This is a genomic window from Pseudomonas jinjuensis, from assembly GCF_900103845.1.
Taxonomy (GTDB): domain Bacteria; phylum Pseudomonadota; class Gammaproteobacteria; order Pseudomonadales; family Pseudomonadaceae; genus Pseudomonas; species Pseudomonas jinjuensis.
Genome location: NZ_FNIJ01000014.1, coordinates 116,703 through 135,157 on the forward strand (window position 1 = coordinate 116,703; position 18,455 = coordinate 135,157).

At 64.9% G+C, this 18,455-nt stretch carries 16 protein-coding genes and 1 pseudogene; 8 read left to right on the plus strand and 9 right to left on the minus strand.

Annotated elements, in window-relative coordinates:
- The first annotated feature begins 248 nt into the window (after positions 1–248).
- Positions 249–2,102 (plus strand): sigma-54-dependent Fis family transcriptional regulator, encoded by a 1,854-nt coding sequence (locus tag BLR75_RS19335; protein ID WP_084312423.1) that lies wholly within the window; start codon positions 249–251, stop codon positions 2,100–2,102.
- Positions 2,103–2,182: 80 nt separating this feature from the next.
- Here BLR75_RS19335 and BLR75_RS19340 read toward each other — a convergent pair whose 3' ends face one another.
- Both BLR75_RS19340 and BLR75_RS19345 read right to left on the minus strand, forming a co-directional pair.
- The gene (locus BLR75_RS19340; RefSeq protein WP_084312425.1) at positions 2,183–3,118 is read right to left on the minus strand and encodes a SphA family protein; all 936 of its coding nucleotides are present in this window, start codon (positions 3,116–3,118) and stop codon (positions 2,183–2,185) included.
- A gap of 208 nt (positions 3,119–3,326) precedes the next feature.
- A complete protein-coding gene (locus BLR75_RS19345) occupies positions 3,327–4,220 on the minus strand; it encodes a helix-turn-helix domain-containing protein (RefSeq protein WP_084312289.1) in 894 nt (297 codons plus the stop codon).
- 193 nt (positions 4,221–4,413) lie between these two features.
- Between BLR75_RS19345 and pobA the strand changes: the two genes are divergently transcribed.
- Positions 4,414–5,601 (plus strand): 4-hydroxybenzoate 3-monooxygenase, encoded by a 1,188-nt coding sequence (pobA, locus tag BLR75_RS19350; protein ID WP_084312291.1) that lies wholly within the window; start codon positions 4,414–4,416, stop codon positions 5,599–5,601.
- Positions 5,602–5,658: 57 nt separating this feature from the next.
- Complete coding sequence (tatA, locus tag BLR75_RS19355; protein ID WP_084312293.1) at positions 5,659–5,898, plus strand: twin-arginine translocase TatA/TatE family subunit; 240 nt, start codon at positions 5,659–5,661, stop codon at positions 5,896–5,898.
- Between the two features lie 85 nt (positions 5,899–5,983).
- Here tatA and BLR75_RS19360 read toward each other — a convergent pair whose 3' ends face one another.
- Entirely contained in the window at positions 5,984–7,159 is a 1,176-nt protein-coding gene (locus BLR75_RS19360; protein WP_281246556.1) for a lactonase family protein, read from the minus strand.
- Positions 7,160–7,360: 201 nt separating this feature from the next.
- On the opposite strand from BLR75_RS19360, the gene BLR75_RS19365 reads away from it, so the two are divergent.
- From BLR75_RS19365 to BLR75_RS19375, 3 genes are all read left to right on the plus strand, one after another.
- Positions 7,361–9,784 (plus strand): glucose/quinate/shikimate family membrane-bound PQQ-dependent dehydrogenase, encoded by a 2,424-nt coding sequence (locus BLR75_RS19365; protein ID WP_084312295.1) that lies wholly within the window; start codon positions 7,361–7,363, stop codon positions 9,782–9,784.
- A gap of 748 nt (positions 9,785–10,532) precedes the next feature.
- Positions 10,533–11,000, plus strand: coding sequence for a PA2171 family ribosome-binding persister protein (locus BLR75_RS19370; protein ID WP_084312297.1), 468 nt, complete (start codon positions 10,533–10,535; stop codon positions 10,998–11,000).
- Positions 11,001–11,103: 103 nt separating this feature from the next.
- Positions 11,104–11,526, plus strand: coding sequence for a low affinity iron permease family protein (locus BLR75_RS19375; RefSeq protein WP_084312299.1), 423 nt, complete (start codon positions 11,104–11,106; stop codon positions 11,524–11,526).
- 62 nt (positions 11,527–11,588) lie between these two features.
- Here BLR75_RS19375 and BLR75_RS19380 read toward each other — a convergent pair whose 3' ends face one another.
- The 3 genes from BLR75_RS19380 to BLR75_RS19390 all read right to left on the minus strand — a co-directional run bounded on the left by BLR75_RS19380 (position 11,589) and on the right by BLR75_RS19390 (position 14,094).
- Positions 11,589–12,173, minus strand: coding sequence for an HD domain-containing protein (locus tag BLR75_RS19380; protein WP_084312301.1), 585 nt, complete (start codon positions 12,171–12,173; stop codon positions 11,589–11,591).
- A gap of 63 nt (positions 12,174–12,236) precedes the next feature.
- On the minus strand, positions 12,237–13,007 hold the full coding sequence (locus BLR75_RS19385; RefSeq protein WP_084312303.1) for a class II aldolase/adducin family protein: 771 nt from the start codon (positions 13,005–13,007) through the stop codon (positions 12,237–12,239).
- On the minus strand, positions 13,000–14,094 hold the full coding sequence (locus BLR75_RS19390) for a TauD/TfdA family dioxygenase (RefSeq protein ID WP_084312305.1): 1,095 nt from the start codon (positions 14,092–14,094) through the stop codon (positions 13,000–13,002). Before BLR75_RS19390 ends, BLR75_RS19385 begins: the two co-directional genes overlap by 8 nt.
- Positions 14,095–14,294: 200 nt before the next feature.
- Here BLR75_RS19390 and BLR75_RS19395 point away from each other — a divergent pair, with 200 nt between their 5' ends.
- Positions 14,295–15,851, plus strand: coding sequence for a long-chain-fatty-acid--CoA ligase (locus BLR75_RS19395; RefSeq protein ID WP_084312307.1), 1,557 nt, complete (start codon positions 14,295–14,297; stop codon positions 15,849–15,851).
- A gap of 83 nt (positions 15,852–15,934) precedes the next feature.
- On the plus strand, positions 15,935–16,579 hold the full coding sequence (locus tag BLR75_RS19400; RefSeq protein WP_084312309.1) for a TetR/AcrR family transcriptional regulator: 645 nt from the start codon (positions 15,935–15,937) through the stop codon (positions 16,577–16,579).
- A gap of 52 nt (positions 16,580–16,631) precedes the next feature.
- Here BLR75_RS19400 and BLR75_RS26790 read toward each other — a convergent pair whose 3' ends face one another.
- From BLR75_RS26790 to BLR75_RS19410, 3 genes and pseudogenes are all read right to left on the minus strand, one after another.
- A complete protein-coding gene (locus BLR75_RS26790) occupies positions 16,632–16,973 on the minus strand; it encodes a cupin domain-containing protein (protein ID WP_169720262.1) in 342 nt (113 codons plus the stop codon).
- A gap of 54 nt (positions 16,974–17,027) precedes the next feature.
- Positions 17,028–17,537: pseudogene (locus tag BLR75_RS26795) on the minus strand (MFS transporter); the annotation flags it as partial.
- Positions 17,538–17,943: 406 nt separating this feature from the next.
- A complete protein-coding gene (locus BLR75_RS19410; RefSeq protein ID WP_084312313.1) occupies positions 17,944–18,198 on the minus strand; it encodes a hypothetical protein in 255 nt (84 codons plus the stop codon).
- Positions 18,199–18,455 lie beyond the last annotated feature (257 nt).

Consider the following 18,455-nt stretch of genomic DNA (forward strand, 5'->3'; position numbering starts at 1 on the left):
GTTATTATTTTTTCCTTAGTAAACAGATAGTTATGATGATTAAAGGGTTCGGCGGAATGCCTCGGCCGAAGCTTTCGCAATCCCGTCGCGGAAAATTCTTCAGAGAAATATTGGCAGCGCGGAAAGATCTCCGCCGGAAAGCTGGAAGACTCTGTGCGAATACCGAGCGCTTGCCGATTGCCTTCAATTGACCGGTATGGACGGGCAGTCATACTGGAACGGTGTTTTCATGCGGCGTATTCATGACCATGACTCGTAAAGCTCCGAGCAAGCTTGGCCGGGCGCTGGGGGAGGAATTCCTCAAGCAGTTGCTGGGCACGCAGAAACGCCTGGTCGTCGACCGGGCTCGACAGTTTGGTGCCGCTGGCCTGCCCTCGGCGGAGCAACTGGCTGAAACCATTGCCTTCGCGCCCCAGGACGGCAACATCTGGCTGTGTGGCCAGCGCATGATGCTGTTGCAGGGCACTGCCTTCGGCGCCATTCGCCGCGAGCTGATCGAGGCGCTGGGCCTCGACAAGGCGCGTGGGCTGCTGACGCGCATCGGCTGGCAGGCCGGCGCACGCGATGCCGCCCAGGTGAGCGCGCAGTGGCCGGAAGGCGACCACGCAAGCCTTTACGCCGCCGGGCCGCGACTGCACATGCTTGAAGGCATGGTCAATGTCGAGGTCGTGCGTTTCGAGATCGACTCCAGTGCCGGCCACTTCTATTCGGAGTTCTTCTGGCACAACTCCCTGGAAGCCGATGAGCACATCGCCGCCTATGGCCTGGGTAACGAGCCGGCGTGCTGGATGGAAATCGGCTACGCCAGTGGCTATGCATCCTCGCTTCTCGGGCGCCTGGTGGTGTTTCGCGAAGAGCAGTGCCGCTGCATGGGGCACTCGGCGTGCCGCATCGTCGGCAAGCCCGCCGAGCAGTGGGCAGACCTCGATGTCGACCTGGCCTATCTGGATGCCGCCGATTTCCTGAGCCGGAGTACGTACTGTTCCGGCGAAGAAACCGAGGTCGCCCAGCTCGATGAGCCGACTGAAGAGCCATCCATCGTCGGGATTTCAGCGGCTTTCGTCGCTGCCAGCCAGCAGCTTTATCGCGTGGCGCCGACCCAGGTCACGGTGCTGTTGACCGGGGAATCGGGGGTGGGCAAGGAACTCTTCGCCCGCACGCTGCACCAGGCCAGTCCACGTCGCAACACACCGCTGGTGGCGCTCAATTGCGCCGCCTTGCCGGAGAACCTGGTGGAGGCCGAGCTGTTCGGGGTCGAGCGCGGCGCCTTCACCGGGGCGGAGCGCTCGCGCCCGGGGCGCTTCGAGCGGGCCGATGGCGGAACCCTGTTTCTCGACGAAATCGGCACGCTCAGCCCCAGTGCGCAGAGCAAGATACTCCGGGTGCTGCAGGAGGGCGAGGTCGAGCGGGTCGGTGGCACGACGCCGATCAAGGTGGATGTGCGGGTAATCGCTGCGACCAATCTCGATTTGCGCAATGAGGTCAAGGCCGGGCGATTCCGCGAAGACCTGCTGTATCGCCTCAACGTGTTCCCCATCCACCTGCCGCCCCTGCGGGAGCGTCGGGAGGATATCCCGTTGCTGATGAGCTATTTCCTGCGCAAGTTCAGCGCTCGCCACGGGCTCAAACCTGCGGGCTTCAGTACCCGGCTGGTCAACGCGCTGCTGACGTACCGCTTTCCCGGCAACATTCGTGAGCTGCAGAACCTGATCGAGCGCGGGGTGATTGCGGCGGGCAACGATGAAGTGGTGGATGTCGTGCACCTGGCGGAGGCAGGGGAGCCGCTGCGCTCGGCGGCGGTTGGCCTGACCGACGATGGGCACCTGTCGAAGCCGGCGGGCGGGACTGCTGCGAGCGAGGCGGAGCCGGCGGTGGCGGGTCCCGGCGGCAGGGAGGACGAGCGCAAGGTGGGAGAGAGCGAACTGGCCAGCCTGCAGGCTTTCGTTTCCGGGCGGGACCAGGCGCTCAGCACGTCGTTGAAGGACATCGAGCACCTGCTGGTCCAGCTCGCCCTGGATCGCACCGGTGGAAACATAACAGCGGCAGCGCAGATGCTCGGGATGAGCCGCGCCCAGGTCAGCTATCGCCTCAAGGGCGATTGATCCGCGGCGCTACCGGCGGATGGCCAGGCGCCCCGCGAACCTGAGTTGGCGGGGCGTTTTTTCAGGCTCTTCGGCTGGAGCTAGAGCGGCATGGTGAACTTCAGCCAGTAGGTCTGGCCTTCGGCGCGGTTGCGCACGCCGCTTTCATCCTGCCACTTGGCGCTGAGGGACCATCCGTCATTGCTGCTGTACTGGACCGCCGGGCCAATCGAGAAGGTGCGGCTGCGGTTGCCGTCGGTGGCATCGACCAGCGCGGCGGCGGCGCAGTTGGAAACACTGCACTTGTCGTCGCTGATCTGCTTGTAGGCATGCCCGCCGACACCGACCACCCAGCCGTTGCCGAGCCCCCAGCCAAGGGTGTAGTCGGCGTGCAATTCGCGGCCGGACTGGTAGTTGGTGTCCCTGTTCTCGAAGTTGTAGTCGTGCATCAGGCGGACATCGGCATTGAAGCCGGCGGGGTCCATGTACGTCATGGCATACACCGCCTGCACGGTGTAGTAGTTGGTGCCGAGGTTGACCAGGTCGTCCTTGTCGTATTGGCCGCCGGTAGGCAGCACGAAGTCGACGCCGACAGCGGTGTGGAACTTGTCGCTGTGGTGGAAGCCGACCACCGGGCCGAGATGGGCGTCGCCAATGCCGCGTTTGTGGTCGTGCGGACCGTTCTTGATGTTCAGGCGTATGTCGTTGAGCGGCAGCAGCGCATGGAATCCCAGGTTGCCGCCCAGCACCTTCTGCTCGGTAACCCAGACGAAGCGCGGCACGACGGTGGTGACGCGCAGGTCGATGTCGGCCGCCTTGTCTCCGGAGTCATCGCGCAGGGTGTCGGCAAGGTAGTTGCCGACGAACACCTGTCCGTAGGTCCCGGGGGGCGGAAGGACACCCATTCCGTATATTTCGATCCCCATCGGCCAGGAAGACACACCACCTTCGGTGGCCTGGGCTGGGGAGGTGGCTCCGGCCAGCAGCATACTGCTGGCGACAGCAAGGGCAGTGGAGTGAAGCGCGTTCTTGTGCATGGAAAGGCCAACCTTGTTGTTATTGGGGCGCAGCTTCTGGGTGTTGCGCAAAGGTTGCCTTACACAATTACCATGCCAGTTATGGGCTATCGAAAATATCCATAACTATCAATTGGTTATGGATTTTCGCGGGAGCCAGGCCAGTGATTTCACAGCGCAATGGCCGGATCGTGTTAAGAAAAATCCGCGGGCTGGATAAATCTCGACGCTATTCGACGTCGACAGTCGCCTGCTCGGCCGAGACCCGGAAAGCATTGGGCGTCTTCCCGCTGAGCCGGCGGAAGAAGCGCGAAAAATATGTCGGATCGCTGAAGCCCAGGCTGTCGGACAACTGGCTGATGGTCATGCTGGTGTAAATCAGGTTGCGCTTGGCTTCCAGGAGAAGGCGCTGGTGAATGACCTGCAGCGCTGTCTGCCCGGCCAGTCGACGGCACAGGGAATTGAGGTGCGCGCTCGATATTCCGAGCCGGTGCGCCAGGGTCTCGACTGCTGGATGCTCGCGATAGTGCTGCTCCACCAGCTTCATGAAACCTCCCAGCAGTTGCTGATTGCGGCCGTCACGACTGTCTGGCGGCACATTCTGCTGGTCGCGTCGGCTGATCCACACCACCAGCAGGTTGACCAGCGAGTGCAGCGACATATCCCGGGCGGGCGCGCTGCCTTCGTATTCCTGGTACAGGGCGCTGAACAGGGTATTGATGTAGCGGCGGTCGTGTCCTACCGGGTAGCAGCCGGAAGACGCCAGGACCGCCAGGGGCGCGCCCAGTTGCTCCTCCAGCCGCGCCACCAGCGGCGCGCCGATCGTCAGCACATAGCCCTCGATGTCTTCCGAGAACTGGAACCCGTGCACGCAAAGAGGCGGGACGACCTGGATCGCCGCTTCCAGGACGTCGCTGCGCCGGCCTTCGACCTCCACCGCCGCTCGACCACGCTGGACATACAGCAGCTGGAACAGGTCGGCGTGACGGTGCGGCTTGATTTCCCAATGGTGGAGGCTGCTGCGTTTGGGAATCGACTCGCAATGCAGCAGGTCCGGTGTCGGCCATGCGAGGTTTTCGCCATAGAGCTTGAATACGGGAATGCCGGAAGGACTGGTCTTCATGTGTTGTACCAGCGTGCCAGGAGCGCGCGAGAATGTTCGATAACCGGACGGTGTTTTCAAAAGTGCAATGTCGAGCCGGAATATCACCTTCTTTTCGCCATTCTGTCAGCAAAAAATGCAGGGGAACACTATTCCCCCCCAATTCCAGCCCATGCCTGGGCATCGGTTGGAGTGCACATGTGAGAGAACAAGAATGAACACTCAGATCGCGATTATCGGTGCCGGTCCTTCGGGTCTTCTGCTCGGCCAACTGCTGCACAAGGCCGGCATCGAGACCATCATTCTCGAGCGCCAGACCCCCGACTACGTTCTCGGCCGCATCCGTGCCGGCGTACTGGAACAGGGCACGGTCGACATGCTGCGCGAAGCCGGTGTCTCCGAGCGCATGGATGCCGAGGGGCTGGTGCACGAAGGGGTCGAGCTGGTGCTCGACGGCAAGCGTGTTCCGATCAATCTGAAGGAACTGACAGGCGGCAAGACCGTAATGGTCTACGGCCAGACCGAAGTCACCCGTGACCTGATGGACGCCCGCGCCGCCAGCGGGGCGCCGATCATCTACTCCGCGGAGAACGTGCAACTGCACGAGCTGAAGGACGGGAAGCCTTTCGTCACCTATGAGAAGGATGGCCAGAGCCACCGCATCGACTGCGATTACATCGCCGGTTGCGACGGTTTCCACGGTGTCTCGCGCAAAAGCATTCCCGCGGGCGTGCTGACCGAATATGAGCGCGTCTACCCGTTCGGCTGGCTGGGGTTGCTGTCCGACACTCCACCGGTCAACGAAGAGCTGATCTACGCACACCACGCACGCGGGTTCGTGCTGTGCAGCCAGCGTTCGCACACCCGCAGCCGCTATTACCTGCAGGTACCGCTGACCGACAAGGTCGAAGACTGGTCCGACGAGCGCTTCTGGACCGAGCTGAAGGCACGGCTGCCGCAAGACGTGGCAGACAGGCTGGTGACGGGCCCGTCGCTGGAAAAGAGCATTGCGCCGCTGCGCAGCTTCGTAGTCGAGCCGATGCAGTACGGCAACCTGTTCCTGGTGGGCGACGCCGCCCACATCGTGCCGCCTACCGGTGCCAAGGGCCTGAACCTGGCCGCTTCGGACGTGTGCTACCTGTACCGCATCCTGGTGAAGGTCTATCGGGAAGGCCGCATCGACCTGCTGGAGAAATACTCCGGGCTGGCGCTGCGCCGTATCTGGAAGGGCGAGCGTTTCAGCTGGTTCATGACCAACCTGCTGCACGACTTCGACGGTCACAAGGACGCCTGGGACCAGAAGATGCAGGAAGCCGACCGCGAATACTTCCTGAATTCTCATGCCGGCCTGACCAACATCGCCGAGAACTACGTTGGCCTGCCGTACGAAGACATCGAGTGAACCACACCTGCCTGGCGCCAACCCCGCCAGGCACATGCTGGACGAGGAGGGCAATCCATGGGCTTGTACGATTGGAAGCATTGGCTGGTGTTACTCGTGGTCGTGCTGGTGGTGTTCGGTGGCAAGCGGCTGAGAGGCCTGGGCGCTGACCTGGGCGAGTCGATCAAGGGCTTTCGGCGCTCGCTGGAGTCGGAGTCGCAAGCTCCGGGCATTGATGGCCTGGGGGACGCGAACGACTCTGCCCACGAGAAGGTGCGCCCTCGTGAACTGACAGGTAGCGGGAATACGCCAGCCTAGATAACCGATGAGGGGCTGATGCCGCGGATCGAGAAGCCCCTCGTCTCTCCTTCGGCGAGGGACGTCTCAACTCCAGGCTCGCCCGCTAGCGCCCGCGCGGCAGCAACTGGAGGAAGGCCGGCGAGTCCAGCGGCACGCTCTGCAGCTTGTCGGTGACCAGGCCGGTGAGCGGGTCGCGGGCGAACAGCTCGATGCTGTTGCTGGCCTGGTTGGCGACCAGCAGGAAGCGGCCGCCGGGGGCGATGGTGAAGTCCCGCGGCGACTCGCCTTCCACCGAGCGGCGCTTGAGCAGGGTGAGGCGGCCATCGCCCGGGTCGACGGCGAAGATCGCCAGGTGGTTGTCGTCGCCGCGGTTGAGCACATAAAGGAAGCGGCCGTCCGCCGACAGGTGCAGCGCGCCGGCGCCGACCTTGCCCTGGAAGCCGGGCGGCGCCAGCGGCAGGGTCTGCAGCGGAACCAGGCGCGCGCCGTTGCGCTGCAGGGCCATGACCGCACCGGACAGCTCCAGCGTCAGGTAGGCGAAGCGCCCGTCGGCTGAGAACAGGATGTGCCGCGGCCCGCTGCCGGCCGGTGCGGCGAAGAACGGCGGCTGCGCCGGCTGCAGCGGCCGGTCGCTGCGTTCGGGCTGGTAGCGATAGGCGAAGACCTTGTCGGCGCCGAGGTCGGCGGCGAACAGGAAGTCGCTGTGCGGCGCCATCGCCACCGAATGCGTGTGCCCGCAGGACTGGCGGTCGGGGTCGACGCCGCTGCCGGCATGCGACTCGGTCTGCACCACCGCGCCCAGGGTGCCGGACTGGCCGACGCGCAGCACCGCCAGCGAACCCTGCGGCAGGGTCGAGTAGTTGGCGACGAACAGGTAGCGCCCGTCCGGGCTGAGGCTGCTGTAGGTGGGCTCGTCGCCCTGGGTTTCCTGCTGGTCGATCTCGTGCAGCGCGCCGCTGGCGGCGTCGAAGCGGAACGAGGTGACCCGGCCGCCGGCATCGCCGCGCGGGGTGCGGCCGTTCTCGTTGAGCACGAACAGCACGCGCTGGTTGGCGGTGAAGCTGAAGAACGACGGATTGGGCGTGCGCGCCACGCCGAGCGGGCCGTCCAGGCGGCCGAGGCGGCTGTCGAAGCGGTACAGGTAGATGCCCTCGCTGCCCGAGCGGGTGTAGGTGCCCACCAGCAGATGGAACTGCGTGGCCTGGAAGGCGCCGTCCGCCGAGGCGTCGGCGAGGGGGCAGAGCATAACGGCGAGCATGCCGGCGAGCGATCTGGTCATGGCGGGCTCCTGCTGCGGTCTACGATTGACTCTAGGCCGCCGCGCGCGGTTCAGGCCGTCTGCGACGCCACTTTTCAGCCGTTCGTCGCGTATGCGCAACGTTGACCGGTGCGCCCGGTCAGCAGCTTGGGATGTGCCCGCGAAGTGGCGCCCGCATCCACCGTCGCTCCCCGGCCGGGGAGCTGGAGAAGGAGATGGGGAATGACTGCGATCGAGGCAAGACGTGGCGGCCGGCTCTGGCTGGGGCTTGCCGGTGGACTGCTGGTGCTGATGGGGATCGCCCTGCTGCTGGGCGGCCTGCGCCTGGTGGCGGTGGGCGGCTCGGCCTACTACCTGGTGGCCGGCCTGGCGCTGGTTCTCTGCGGGGTGCTGCTGGCGAGCGGGCATAGCCTGCTGCTGGCCGTCTACGGGCTGTTCCTGCTCGGCAGCTGCGCCTGGGCCTTGTGGGAGGTGGGGCTGAGCTGGTGGGAACTGGTGCCGCGCCTGGCCCTGTGGTTCGCCATCGGCGTGCTGCTGCTCCTGCCGCCGTTGCGCAGCCGGTTGCTGCCGCTGTCCAGCCGCGGACTGGGCACCGGCGTGCTGTTGGTGGGCGTAGTGGCGGGCGCGCTGGTGGCGCTGGCCAGCCAGTTCGGCGCCGAGCCGGGGCTGCTGGAAGGCCGCCTCGATCGCGCGCCGGCGGGTAGCAGCGCCGCGCCCACGCCGGATGCCGGCGACTGGCCGCACTACGGCAGGACGGCGTATGGCGACCGCTATTCGCCGCTGGCCCAGATCACCCCGGAAAACGTCGACCAGCTGGAGCTGGCCTGGAGCTTCCGCACCGGCGACCTGCCGGGCCCGGACGATCCGCAGGAAACCACGGCGGAGAACACCCCGATCAAGGCCAACGGCATGCTCTACGTCTGCACGCCGCACAGCCAGGTGATCGCCCTCGACCCGGATAGCGGACGGGAGATCTGGCGCTTCGATCCGCGCCTCTCCACCCTGCACGCCGACAGCTTCAAGGGCTGGGCGCACATGACCTGCCGCGGCGTCGCCTACCACGACGAGGACTACTACGCCGTCGGCGCGGGCGCCCAGCTGCCCGGCGCCACCACCGGCCAGTCCGGTCCGAGCATCGATGGCTGCACCAAGCGCCTGTTCCTGCCCACCGCCGACACCCGGCTGATCGCCCTCAACGCCGACACCGGCCAGCCCTGCAGCGGATTCGGCGAGGGCGGCTCGGTGGACCTCGGCACCGGCATCGGCCAGTTCGTCCCCGGCGGCTACTACTCGACGTCGCCGCCCAGCGTGACCCGCGACCTGGTGATCATCGGCGGCCACGTCACCGACAACCTCTCCACCGACGAACCCTCCGGGGTGATCCGCGCCTACGACGTGCGCAGCGGCCGCCTGGTGTGGAACTGGGACAGCGGCAATCCGGAGGCTACCGAGCCGCTGCCGCCCGGCCAGCAGTACACGCGCAACTCGCCGAACATGTGGTCGATCATGAGCGTCGACGAGCAGCTCGGGATGATCTACCTGCCCATGGGCAACGCCACGCCGGACCAGTGGGGCGGCAACCGCAGCAAGGCGGCGGAAACCTACAGCGCCGGCGTGACGGCCCTGGACATCGCCACCGGCAAGGTGCGCTGGACCTTCCAGATGACCCACCACGACCTGTGGGACATGGACGTCGGCGGCCAGCCGACGCTGATGGACCTGCAGACGGAGGACGGCGTGAAGCCGGCGCTGCTGGCCTCCACCAAGCAGGGCAGCATCTACGTGCTCGACCGCCGCGACGGCAAGCCGCTGGTGCCGGTGCGCGAGAAGCCGGTGCCGCAGGGCGCGGTACCCAGCGACTTCACCGCGCCGACCCAGCCGTTCTCCGACATCAACCTGCTGCCGGAACCGCTGAAGGAACAGGACATGTGGGGCGGCACGCCGTTCGACCAGATGCTCTGCCGGATACGCTTCAGATCGCTGCGCTACGACGGCATCTACACGCCGCCCTCGACCCAGGGCTCGATCGTCTATCCGGGCAACTTCGGCGTGTTCGACTGGGGCGGCATCTCGGTGGACCCGGTGCGCCAGATCGCCTTCCTCAATCCCTCGTACATGGCCTTCGTCTCGCAGCTGGTGCCGGCCGTGGACGTGGCCTCGGGGCCGGAACGCAAGAGCGAGCGGGAGGGCGTGCAGCCCAATGCCGGCGCGCCCTATGGCGTCATCCTCGAACCGCTGCTGTCACCCCTCGGCCTGCCGTGCCAGGCGCCGCCGTGGGGCTACGTGGCGGCGCTCGACCTGTCCAGCCGGAAGCTGGTGTGGAAGCACAGAAACGGCACCGTGCGCGACAGCTCGCCGATTCCGCTGCCGCTGCCCATGGGCGTGCCGAGCCTGGGCGGGACCATCACCACCGCCAGCGGCCTGGCCTTCCTCTCCGGCACCCTCGACCAGTACCTGCGCGCCTACGACGTCAGCAACGGCGAGCAGCTGTGGGAAGGGCGGCTGCCGGCGGGCGGCCAGGCGACGCCGATGACCTATGCCGGCAAGGACGGACGCCAGTACGTGCTGGTGGTCGCCGGCGGCCACGGCTCGCTCGGCACCCGGCAGGGGGATTACGTGCAGGCCTGGGCGTTGCCGCGCAAGTGACCAGCTTGCGCCTGGCTGTCCTGCAGGAATGGGCCATGCCCGCGAAATGCCGGCGCCGCCGATGTCGCGGGCATGGCCCGCTCCTACAGGTTTTCCCCTGCGTTCGCAGAGATGCCCCGGTTGACAGCGGACCTGTAGGAGCCAGCTTGCTGGCGATTGCCATGTTCTCCTTCCACGCCGACGTTGAGGGGAAAACCTGGTTCGCCAGCAAGCTGGCTCCTACAGGTATGGCGTCAAGTGGACCATGAGCAGCCACGTAGGGCGCATAGCGCGCCAGCGCTATCCGCCATCCCATCGGCGTGGCCTGGTCGGCGGATGAAGCGTTCCGCTTCATTCGCCCTACACCAACGATTGGCCATGGCGCGAGACAGTTGCTCCTACAACGTCGCCGATTTATTGGATCCCCGCGTTCGCGGGGAAGACGGAGTTGAGAGCCGCACGGAGTCATCCGGAAAATCCGTCATTACTCGCTGCGCTCGCCCTTCGGGCCTGAAGTGCGTTCAGCGCAAGCGCTGTCCCGGGAAAGCGGGAAACCAGAAGACAGTTGCTCCTACAACGTCACTCCCCCTTATCGTTCCCACGCTCCTGCGTGGGAATGCAGCTTTCGACGCTCCGGCGTCGATGCGCCCTTCCCGGAACGGCGTTCTGCAACCCCTTTCGCCCTTTTTCTCGAACCCCGCCGCATCCCGGCCGGTCACTGGGATATCTGCGTTGGGCAGATATTCCTTGGAATCGCCAGGAGACCGTGATGAATGCCATCGAACTACTCAAGCAGGACCACGTGATCGTCAAGCAGATGCTGGAAAAGCTCAGCGCCACCACCGACCGGGCGGTGAAGACGCGCACCGAGCTGCTGAACCGGATCCATGACGAGCTCGCCATCCATACCGAGATCGAAGAGCAGATCTTCTACCCGGCCTACGTCCAGGCGGGCGGCGAGGAGGAGGCCAACATGTTCTACGAGGCCAAGGAGGAGCACCGCACCGTCGAAAACCTGGTGCTGCCCGACCTGCTCGCCACGCCGCCGGACTCGGTGCCCTTCGCCGGCCGGGTGAAGGTGCTCAAGGAACTGCTGGAGCACCATATCCAGGAGGAGGAGAAGGAGATGTTCCCGCAGGCGCAGAAGCTGCTGGGCAAGACCCGCCTGGAGGAACTGGGCGCCGAAATGGAGAGCCGCAAGCGGCAGATGAAGCACTCCATGAACCACGCGGCCTGACCGCGCGACGCCTCCTGTCCCGGGACGGGAGGCGCATTCCACGAAGAACCGGGGAAGCCGACGAGGTCATTGCAGGTTCAACAAAAACATCGAGGGTCTCGCCATGAAATTTTCGTCCTTCTCCGCCCGGCTGTCCCACTGGGCCGGCAAACCCCAGGTCTTCCTCGCCGCGTTCCTGCTCGTGCTGCTCTGGGCGCTGAGCGGTCCGACCTTCGGCTTCAATGACAGCTGGCAACTGGTGATCAATACCTCGACGACGGTGATCACCTTCCTCATGGTATTCCTCATCCAGCACACCCAGAACCGCGACAACGACATGCTGCACATCAAGCTCGACGAACTGCTGCGCGCCACCGAGCGCGCCCACAACATGCTGATGAACCTCGACCAGCTCGACTCCCATTCCCTCCGTGAACTGCGCAAGGTCTATTGCCGGCTGAGCGAACTGGATTCGCCCGAGGATGGTGAGGAGGAACTGGAGAGCCGGATCAGGGCGGCGCGCAATATCGACGACGCGGCCTCCTGAGGGCGGCCGTTCGCCCTCAGGAGGCCGGAATCACCGGCGGCTTGCCCGCGTCCATTCCGGGCTCAGGCGGTCTTGGCGGGGGTGTACATGGAGCGTTTGGGTTCGGCGAACACCCGGCGCAGCATGGGCTCGAAGAACTCCAGCGGTTTGCTCGGGTACTCCGGGTCGAAGGCCGGCGCGTCGTACCTGGCGCAGAACTCGACGGTACGCTCGAAGTTCGGATCACCGCGGAACCGCTCGCGCAGGTCGCGATCCTTGCCGACCAGGTGGAAGAAGTAATAGCTCTGGAAGATGCCGTGGTTCTGCACCATCCAGAGGTTCTCCTCGCTGACGAAGGGCTTGAGGATGGCGACGGCGATGTCCGGGTGGTTGTACGAGCCGAGGGTATCGCCGATATCGTGCAGCAGCGCGCAGACGATGTATTCCTCGTCGCGGCCATCCTCCCAGGCGCGGGTCGCGGTCTGCAGGGAATGGGTCAGGCGGTCCACGGCGAAGCCGCCGCAATCGCCTTCCAGCAGCTTCAGGTGGGCGAGGATGCGGTCCGGCAGGTACGGACCGTAGTTGGCGCGGAACTCCCGGCCGATGATCGCCCAGTCCTCGGCGGTACCGTCTTCCATGTGGGTGAAGCGGGCACGTTCGTGTTGCATCACGGTTCTCTCTTTTTGTTGTTCTGGAAAAACGCCCTTCCCTGACCGGGAAGGGCGTTGGCGTCACTGATCGTAGCCAGGCATCTCGCGGTCGAGCTTGCGCAGCAGCGCCGGCCAGGCCAGCGGGGCGTAGTACGGGAACATCCGTTTGACGCCCAGCTCCTCGTTGAGGATGCGCGCCTCGTCGGCGACCCTGTTCAGCGCCCGCCCCATGCTGAGGGCGCGCACCTGCGCGGCGCAGGCACGCTCGAGCATGTGCATGCGCACGAAGGCCTCGGCGACGCTGGCACCAACGGTCAGGGTGCCGTGGTTGCGCAGGATCATCAGGTTCTTGCTGCCGAGATCACGCTGCAGACGCTCGCGCTCCTCCAGGTTCAGCGCCGGGCCTTCGAACTCGTGATAGGCCAGGTCGCCGGTGACGAACATCGCCGACTGGGTCAACGGCAGCAGGCCCTCCTCCATCGCCGACACCGCCATGCCGTCGAGGCTGTGCAGGTGCAGCACGCAGTGCGCATCGTGACGCACCTGGTGCACCGCGCTGTGGATGGTGAAGCCGGCCTTGTTGGCGCTGTAGGCCGAGGGCTCCAACTGGTTGCCGTCCAGGTCGATCTTCAGCAGGCTCGACGCGGTGATCTCGTCGAAGCCCATGCCGAACGGGTTGATCAGGAACTGGTCTTCATGCCCGGGAACGCGCATGGAGATGTGGTTGGCGATCAGATCGCTCCAGCCGAACAGCTCGACCAGCCGGTAGGCGGCGGCCAGGTCGACGCGCGCCTGCCATTCCAGTGCGGCCTGTTCTTCGGCGTTACCCGGCACCGATTTCAGCTCAGTCATGGCTGCCGCTTCCGAACAGTTGGACCTGGACGTTGCGCTCGCCATCGAACGGCGAGCGGCCATGCAGCACGAGGATATTGTCGACCAGCATCACTTCGCCGCTCTGCCACGGCGCGATCACCGTCGCCTTGTGGCCCGCCTCGCGATACTGCAGCACTTCATCGTGGGTCATTGGCGTGCCATCGCCGAAAGTGCACTCCGTTGGCTTCGGGCGGTTGGTGTAGCGCGCGGTGTAGGCTGGCCAGTTGATACTGTTCACGCCGCTATCGATGGTGTTCATCGTGTTGGCCTGGTTGAACATGTGCTGGGTACCCAGGACCGGATGGGTCACGAAGCCGCTGGTGCGATACACGGTTTCCAGGCTGCCGTCGTCCAGCCATTTCCATTCGAGATTCATCTTCTCGCAGGCGAGTTGGGCCTCTTCCTTGCTCTCGGTGAAGAAGGCTTCCTGCCACGGCCGATGCAGGCTGACCAGGTCAGGGTGCAGCTTGTCGTCACTTTCCAGGTACTTGTCGCGGAAGTTGCGCTTGTAGATCAGCCCGTGTTTGCGGATGCGCTCGAGAAAGCTGGGCTCCAGCAGGGACTCGAGGCGGGCGATGGAGCCGATGTCGGTTGCCCCGCCCTCGGTGGCGGCCACATGGCAGTAGAAGCCGACCATCAGTGGCCAGTGCTTGAGGTAGCTCATTTCCTGGTGCAGTGGCAGGCGGATGTGCTTCGGAAAGCGGGTGGCCTCGAACACCTTGCCGGCCAGCGCGGCGCGCGGGGTACCGCCGCCGGTGTAGCCCATGTCGGCGTTCGGATAGTGGGCCATCATCGCAGCGAAATCTTCGGAGCCGTGGATCGGGAAACCACGGAAGCGCAGCGCACCGTAGGTGTGCAGCAGATCTTGCAGCGGTTTCTCATGGCCGACGAACCATGCCTTGAACGCCGCGAAGTCGTTCTTCAGTCGCTCGGAAGCCGGCTCGACGAACAGCGGCAGACCTTCGGGGTGCAGGTGCACGCGGACTTCATTGCCAAGTTCGGGGTGGACGGCCGGCTGCGGGTAATCCGCTGTGGACATTGCGGCGGTGTGTGCGGAAGCGGTCATCACGTTCTCCAACTTCTTGTCTTTATGGGGTTGAGCGTTTTTCAACGAAATCACATCTGGCCTTCATGCCGGCCTCACAGCCCGAATCGATCAATAACAAGTCAATTGATATTCCGGGATATGTTTTCGTAAGATAGCCACGCCGATTTGCACCTGTCAACGCAGTCGTCCACCACAAGAACAAGTTCGAGGATCGCCAGATGTACCTGACCCAAGGGCTGCACCGTGCCCTGCAGCTTCACCCCACTCACACCGCCACCATCTTCCGCGAACGCCGCCACACCTTCCGTGAACTGGGCGAGCGGGTCGCGCGCCTGGCCGGCGCGTTGCAGCAGCACGGCATGCGCATCGGCGATCGCGTCGGCATGCTGGCCCTGAACTCCGACCGCTTTCTGGAATACATGCTGGCCACCTGGTGGGGCGGCGGCGTGCTCAACCCGGTGAACATCCGCTGGAGCGTGCCGGAGATCGTCTATTCGCTGGACGATTGCGATACCCGCATCCTGCTGGTAGACGACAGTTTCCTGCACCTGGCCGAAGACATCGCCGCGACCGCCAAGGTGCGGCCGCTGCTGATCCATGTCGGCGACGGCCCGGCGCCGGAAGGCATGCTCTCCTACGAGCTACTGATCGCCGAAGCCGCGCCGGTCGGCGATGCCCAGCGCGGCGGCAACGACCTGGCCTCCATCATGTACACCGGCGGCACTACCGGCCGGCCGAAGGGCGTCATGCAATCGCACCTCAACCTGTGGTCGTCGGCAATGTCACGCCTGGGCTCGTTCAACGTGCCGCAGAACTCGCCGGTGCTGCACGTCGCCCCGATGTTCCACACCGCCTGCCTGGCGCGCCTGGTGGTCCAGCTGATCGTTGGCGAGCCCCACGTGTTCGTGCCCTCGTTCGACGCGCTCGAACTCATGCAGACCATTGAGCGCGAACGCGTCACCGACATCCTCCTGGTGCCGACCATGCTGCAGGCGCTGATCATGCATCCGGACTTCGCCCGCCATGACCTGACCAGCCTCAAGCGCATGGCCTATGGCGCCTCACCGATCGCAGCGCCGGTTCTGGAGCTGGCCCTGGAGCGCCTGCCCGGCGTGGAGTTCACCCATGGCTACGGCATGACCGAAACCTCGCCGGGTATCTCCAGCAACGGCCCGGAAAGCCACTGCGCGGCGGGCATCGCCAATGGCCGCGTGCGTTCGGCGGGGCGTGCCGTGCTGGGGGTGAACGTGAAGATCGTCGACGAACACGACAACGAAGTGCCTCGCGGCACCGTCGGCGAGATCATCGCCCAGGGCGCCAACGTCATGCTCGGCTACTGGAACCGTCCGGAAGATACCGCCGAGGCTCTGCGCGGCGGCTGGATGCACACCGGCGATGGCGGCTACATGGACGAGGACGGCTACATCTTCATCGTCGACCGCATCAAGGACATGATCGTCACCGGCGGCGAGAACGTGTATTCCGCCGAGGTCGAGAGCGCCATCGGCCGCCACCCGGCGGTAGCCGCCAGCGCGGTGATCGGCATCCCGCATGAAAAATGGGGCGAGGCCGTGCATGCCGTGGTGGTGTGCAAGTCCGGCCAGGAAGCGAGCGCCGAGGAAATCATCGCCCATTGCCGCCAGCACATCGCCGGCTACAAATGCCCGAAATCGGTAGAGTTCAAGAAGGCACTGCCGCTCTCCGGTGCCGGCAAGATACTCAAGCGCGACCTGCGCGAACCCTACTGGAAAGGCCAGGACCGCGCAGTCAACTGAAGCCGGCAACGGTGTTCGGCTACTCACCCGGACGCCATAGCGGGTAAGCTCGCCACCACTGTCTCCCTGGATCTGCCCTCACGATGAAAGCTGCCCTGCGTGAACTCGACGGCTTGGCCGGCTACCAGCCCCCGCGCTACGCCCCCGGACTGCGCACCACCCACGCACTGCTGGAGGCAGGCCGGCGCCTGCTGCGTCACATGTCGCTGGACCAGCTCACCATCAACGATCTCTGCGCCCGCGCCGAGGTGACCACCGGCGCCTTCTACACGCGCTTCGAGAGCAAGGAGGTGTTCTTCAATGCGCTTCAGGTGCTGGTGCGGGTCGAGTTGCGTGACACCACGGCCCTGCGCATGGCGCAGTTCGACGCGCGGCCGTGGGAGCTGCGCGAGATGATCGAGACGATCGCCCGCAACCTCCGCCTCTGGGCATACCGCCATGAAGGCGTGCTGCGCGCCTCGATCATCCAGCGCGCCCGCGAGGGCGACGATCCGGTCAAGCGGCTGAACATGGCCTATGTCGAACAGGTGGTGCCCCGTCTCGCCCGGCTGCATCCTGCAGGGCCGTCGCCAGCAGTGGCGGAGCGCATCCTGTTCGCCTTCCAGATGATGCTCGGCACGCTGGTGTATGCGCTGGTCAACCACGGCGGCACCCTCTCGCTGACGGACCGCCGCACCGAGCGGGAGATGGCGCGTTCGTTCTACCTGTACATCACCGAAGAGTTGTAGGGGCTGGCGCAGCGGACCGGAACCCTGGTCCATGTTTGCCGCGCCAATACGCTCAATCGACCGGAATCACCGGCGGCTTGCCCTCGTCCTTGAGCAGGAACACCAGGAACTTCGCCGGCTTTTCCCGGCTGGCGTTGCGCCCGACCGTGTGGATGTCCTGCGGGCCTTCGTGGAAGCTCTGTCCCGGTGTCGGGGTGACTTCCTTGCCGCCCTTCACGCCCATGACGATGGCGCCTTCGAGCACGTAGATGAACCCGTGGGCGTCGTGGCGATGGACCGGATCGGCGCCGCCGGTCTTCGGCGAGCCGGCAAGGACTTCATGCCCCTGCTCGCGAAGGAAAGTGCAGACCTGGGTTCCTATCAGGCCCGTTCCGCCTATCGCCACTATTTTCATGGCTGTGCCTCCCCGGCGATTGCGCTCGGGCCGGACGGGCCCCTGCGCTCGGCGTCGTAGCAGTTCGATCACGTAGCCGCCGACCAGGAACGCCAGCCCGCCGCCGAGGAACGCGCCCATGGAGTAGAGGCCGATGGCGCGCCCGAGTTTCTCGCGCGGGAACATGTCGCTGAGCATGGAGTAGGTGGCCGGCGTCAGCGCCGCTTCGCCCACCCCGACGCCCATGCGGGCGAGGAACATCTGCAGGAAGTTCTTCGACAGGCCGCAGACGGCGGTGGCCAGGCTCCAGAAGGCGACCCCGATTGCGATGATGCGCACCCGCGAGGCGCGGTCGGCCAGGTAGGCGATGGGCACGCCCATGAAGGCGTAGAACAGCGAGAAGGCCAGCCCGCTGAGCAGGCTGAACTGGGTGTCGGATATCTGCAGGTCGGCTTTGATCGGCTCGATCATCAGCGACAGGATCTGCCGGTCAACGAAGGAAAAGATGTACGCCACCATGCACAGGGATACGATGTACCACTCGTAGGCATGGCCGGATTTGCGGGGATGAGGTGTGTGGGTCACGGTTACTGGCTCCAGGGTGGGGGTGAGCTCGTTGTTCTTGTTCGGTAACCGGGCGCGCTCCTGCACGGGGAGCGTGGCCGCTTGCGGATGGCGGAAAGGCTAAGAGAGGGGGCGACAGGGGAGAATCGGGACGATTCCCATGAGCGGGGGAATCTCCCCCTAGGCGACTAGGGGGAAACCTTAGGGGCGGGGTTGTGGGGGGGATTCCCGTGGTTCCCAGGCGGAAGCGAGGGAACCATCATGAAATGGCTGATGCATCGGCGGCGGCGGAATTTCGCGGGCATGGCCCGCTACACAGATACGTTCCCGCTCTTCGTAGGACCGAGGGGGACGCCCAGTCCTTGCTCGCGAACCTGGCGCAGGGCCATGCCCGCGACCCTGAGCCAGGACAGAGAGGGGGTTTTTCTCAGGCCTGCAGACGGATGTTGCCGCAGGCTTCCAGTTCGTCCAGCTGCTTTCGGATGTCGATGATGAGCAGGCTCAGCTCGCGATAGCTGGCCGAGCGGAAATCGATCGAAGGGATGACGTGGTTGCTGCGCTTGAAGTCGTTGAGGCGCAGAAGCAGGGTCGCGGTCTGGTCCGGGTTGAGGTAGCAATGGCATTCCACGTCACTGAATTCTTCTTCGATCACATCCTTGAACAGCTGGTAGGAAATATTCATCGGACATGCCCTTCGGTTGTTGATGCTTATTGCCAGGACTGCGAGGAAAACGACTGGAACAGCAAGCTTAGCAACGGGATCGTCGGATAACGGGTGGGTTTGAAATTTTGCGGGATGGGCTGACGACCGGGCATTTTTCAATTGCAAAATGCACGACGCGGTTGCGCTGGACCGATATTGAAGTGCTATCGCTTCTTCCCGCGGAAACGCCTGGCACGGCATATGGCATTTTCGCAGCAATATTTCCCGGTCGCGGT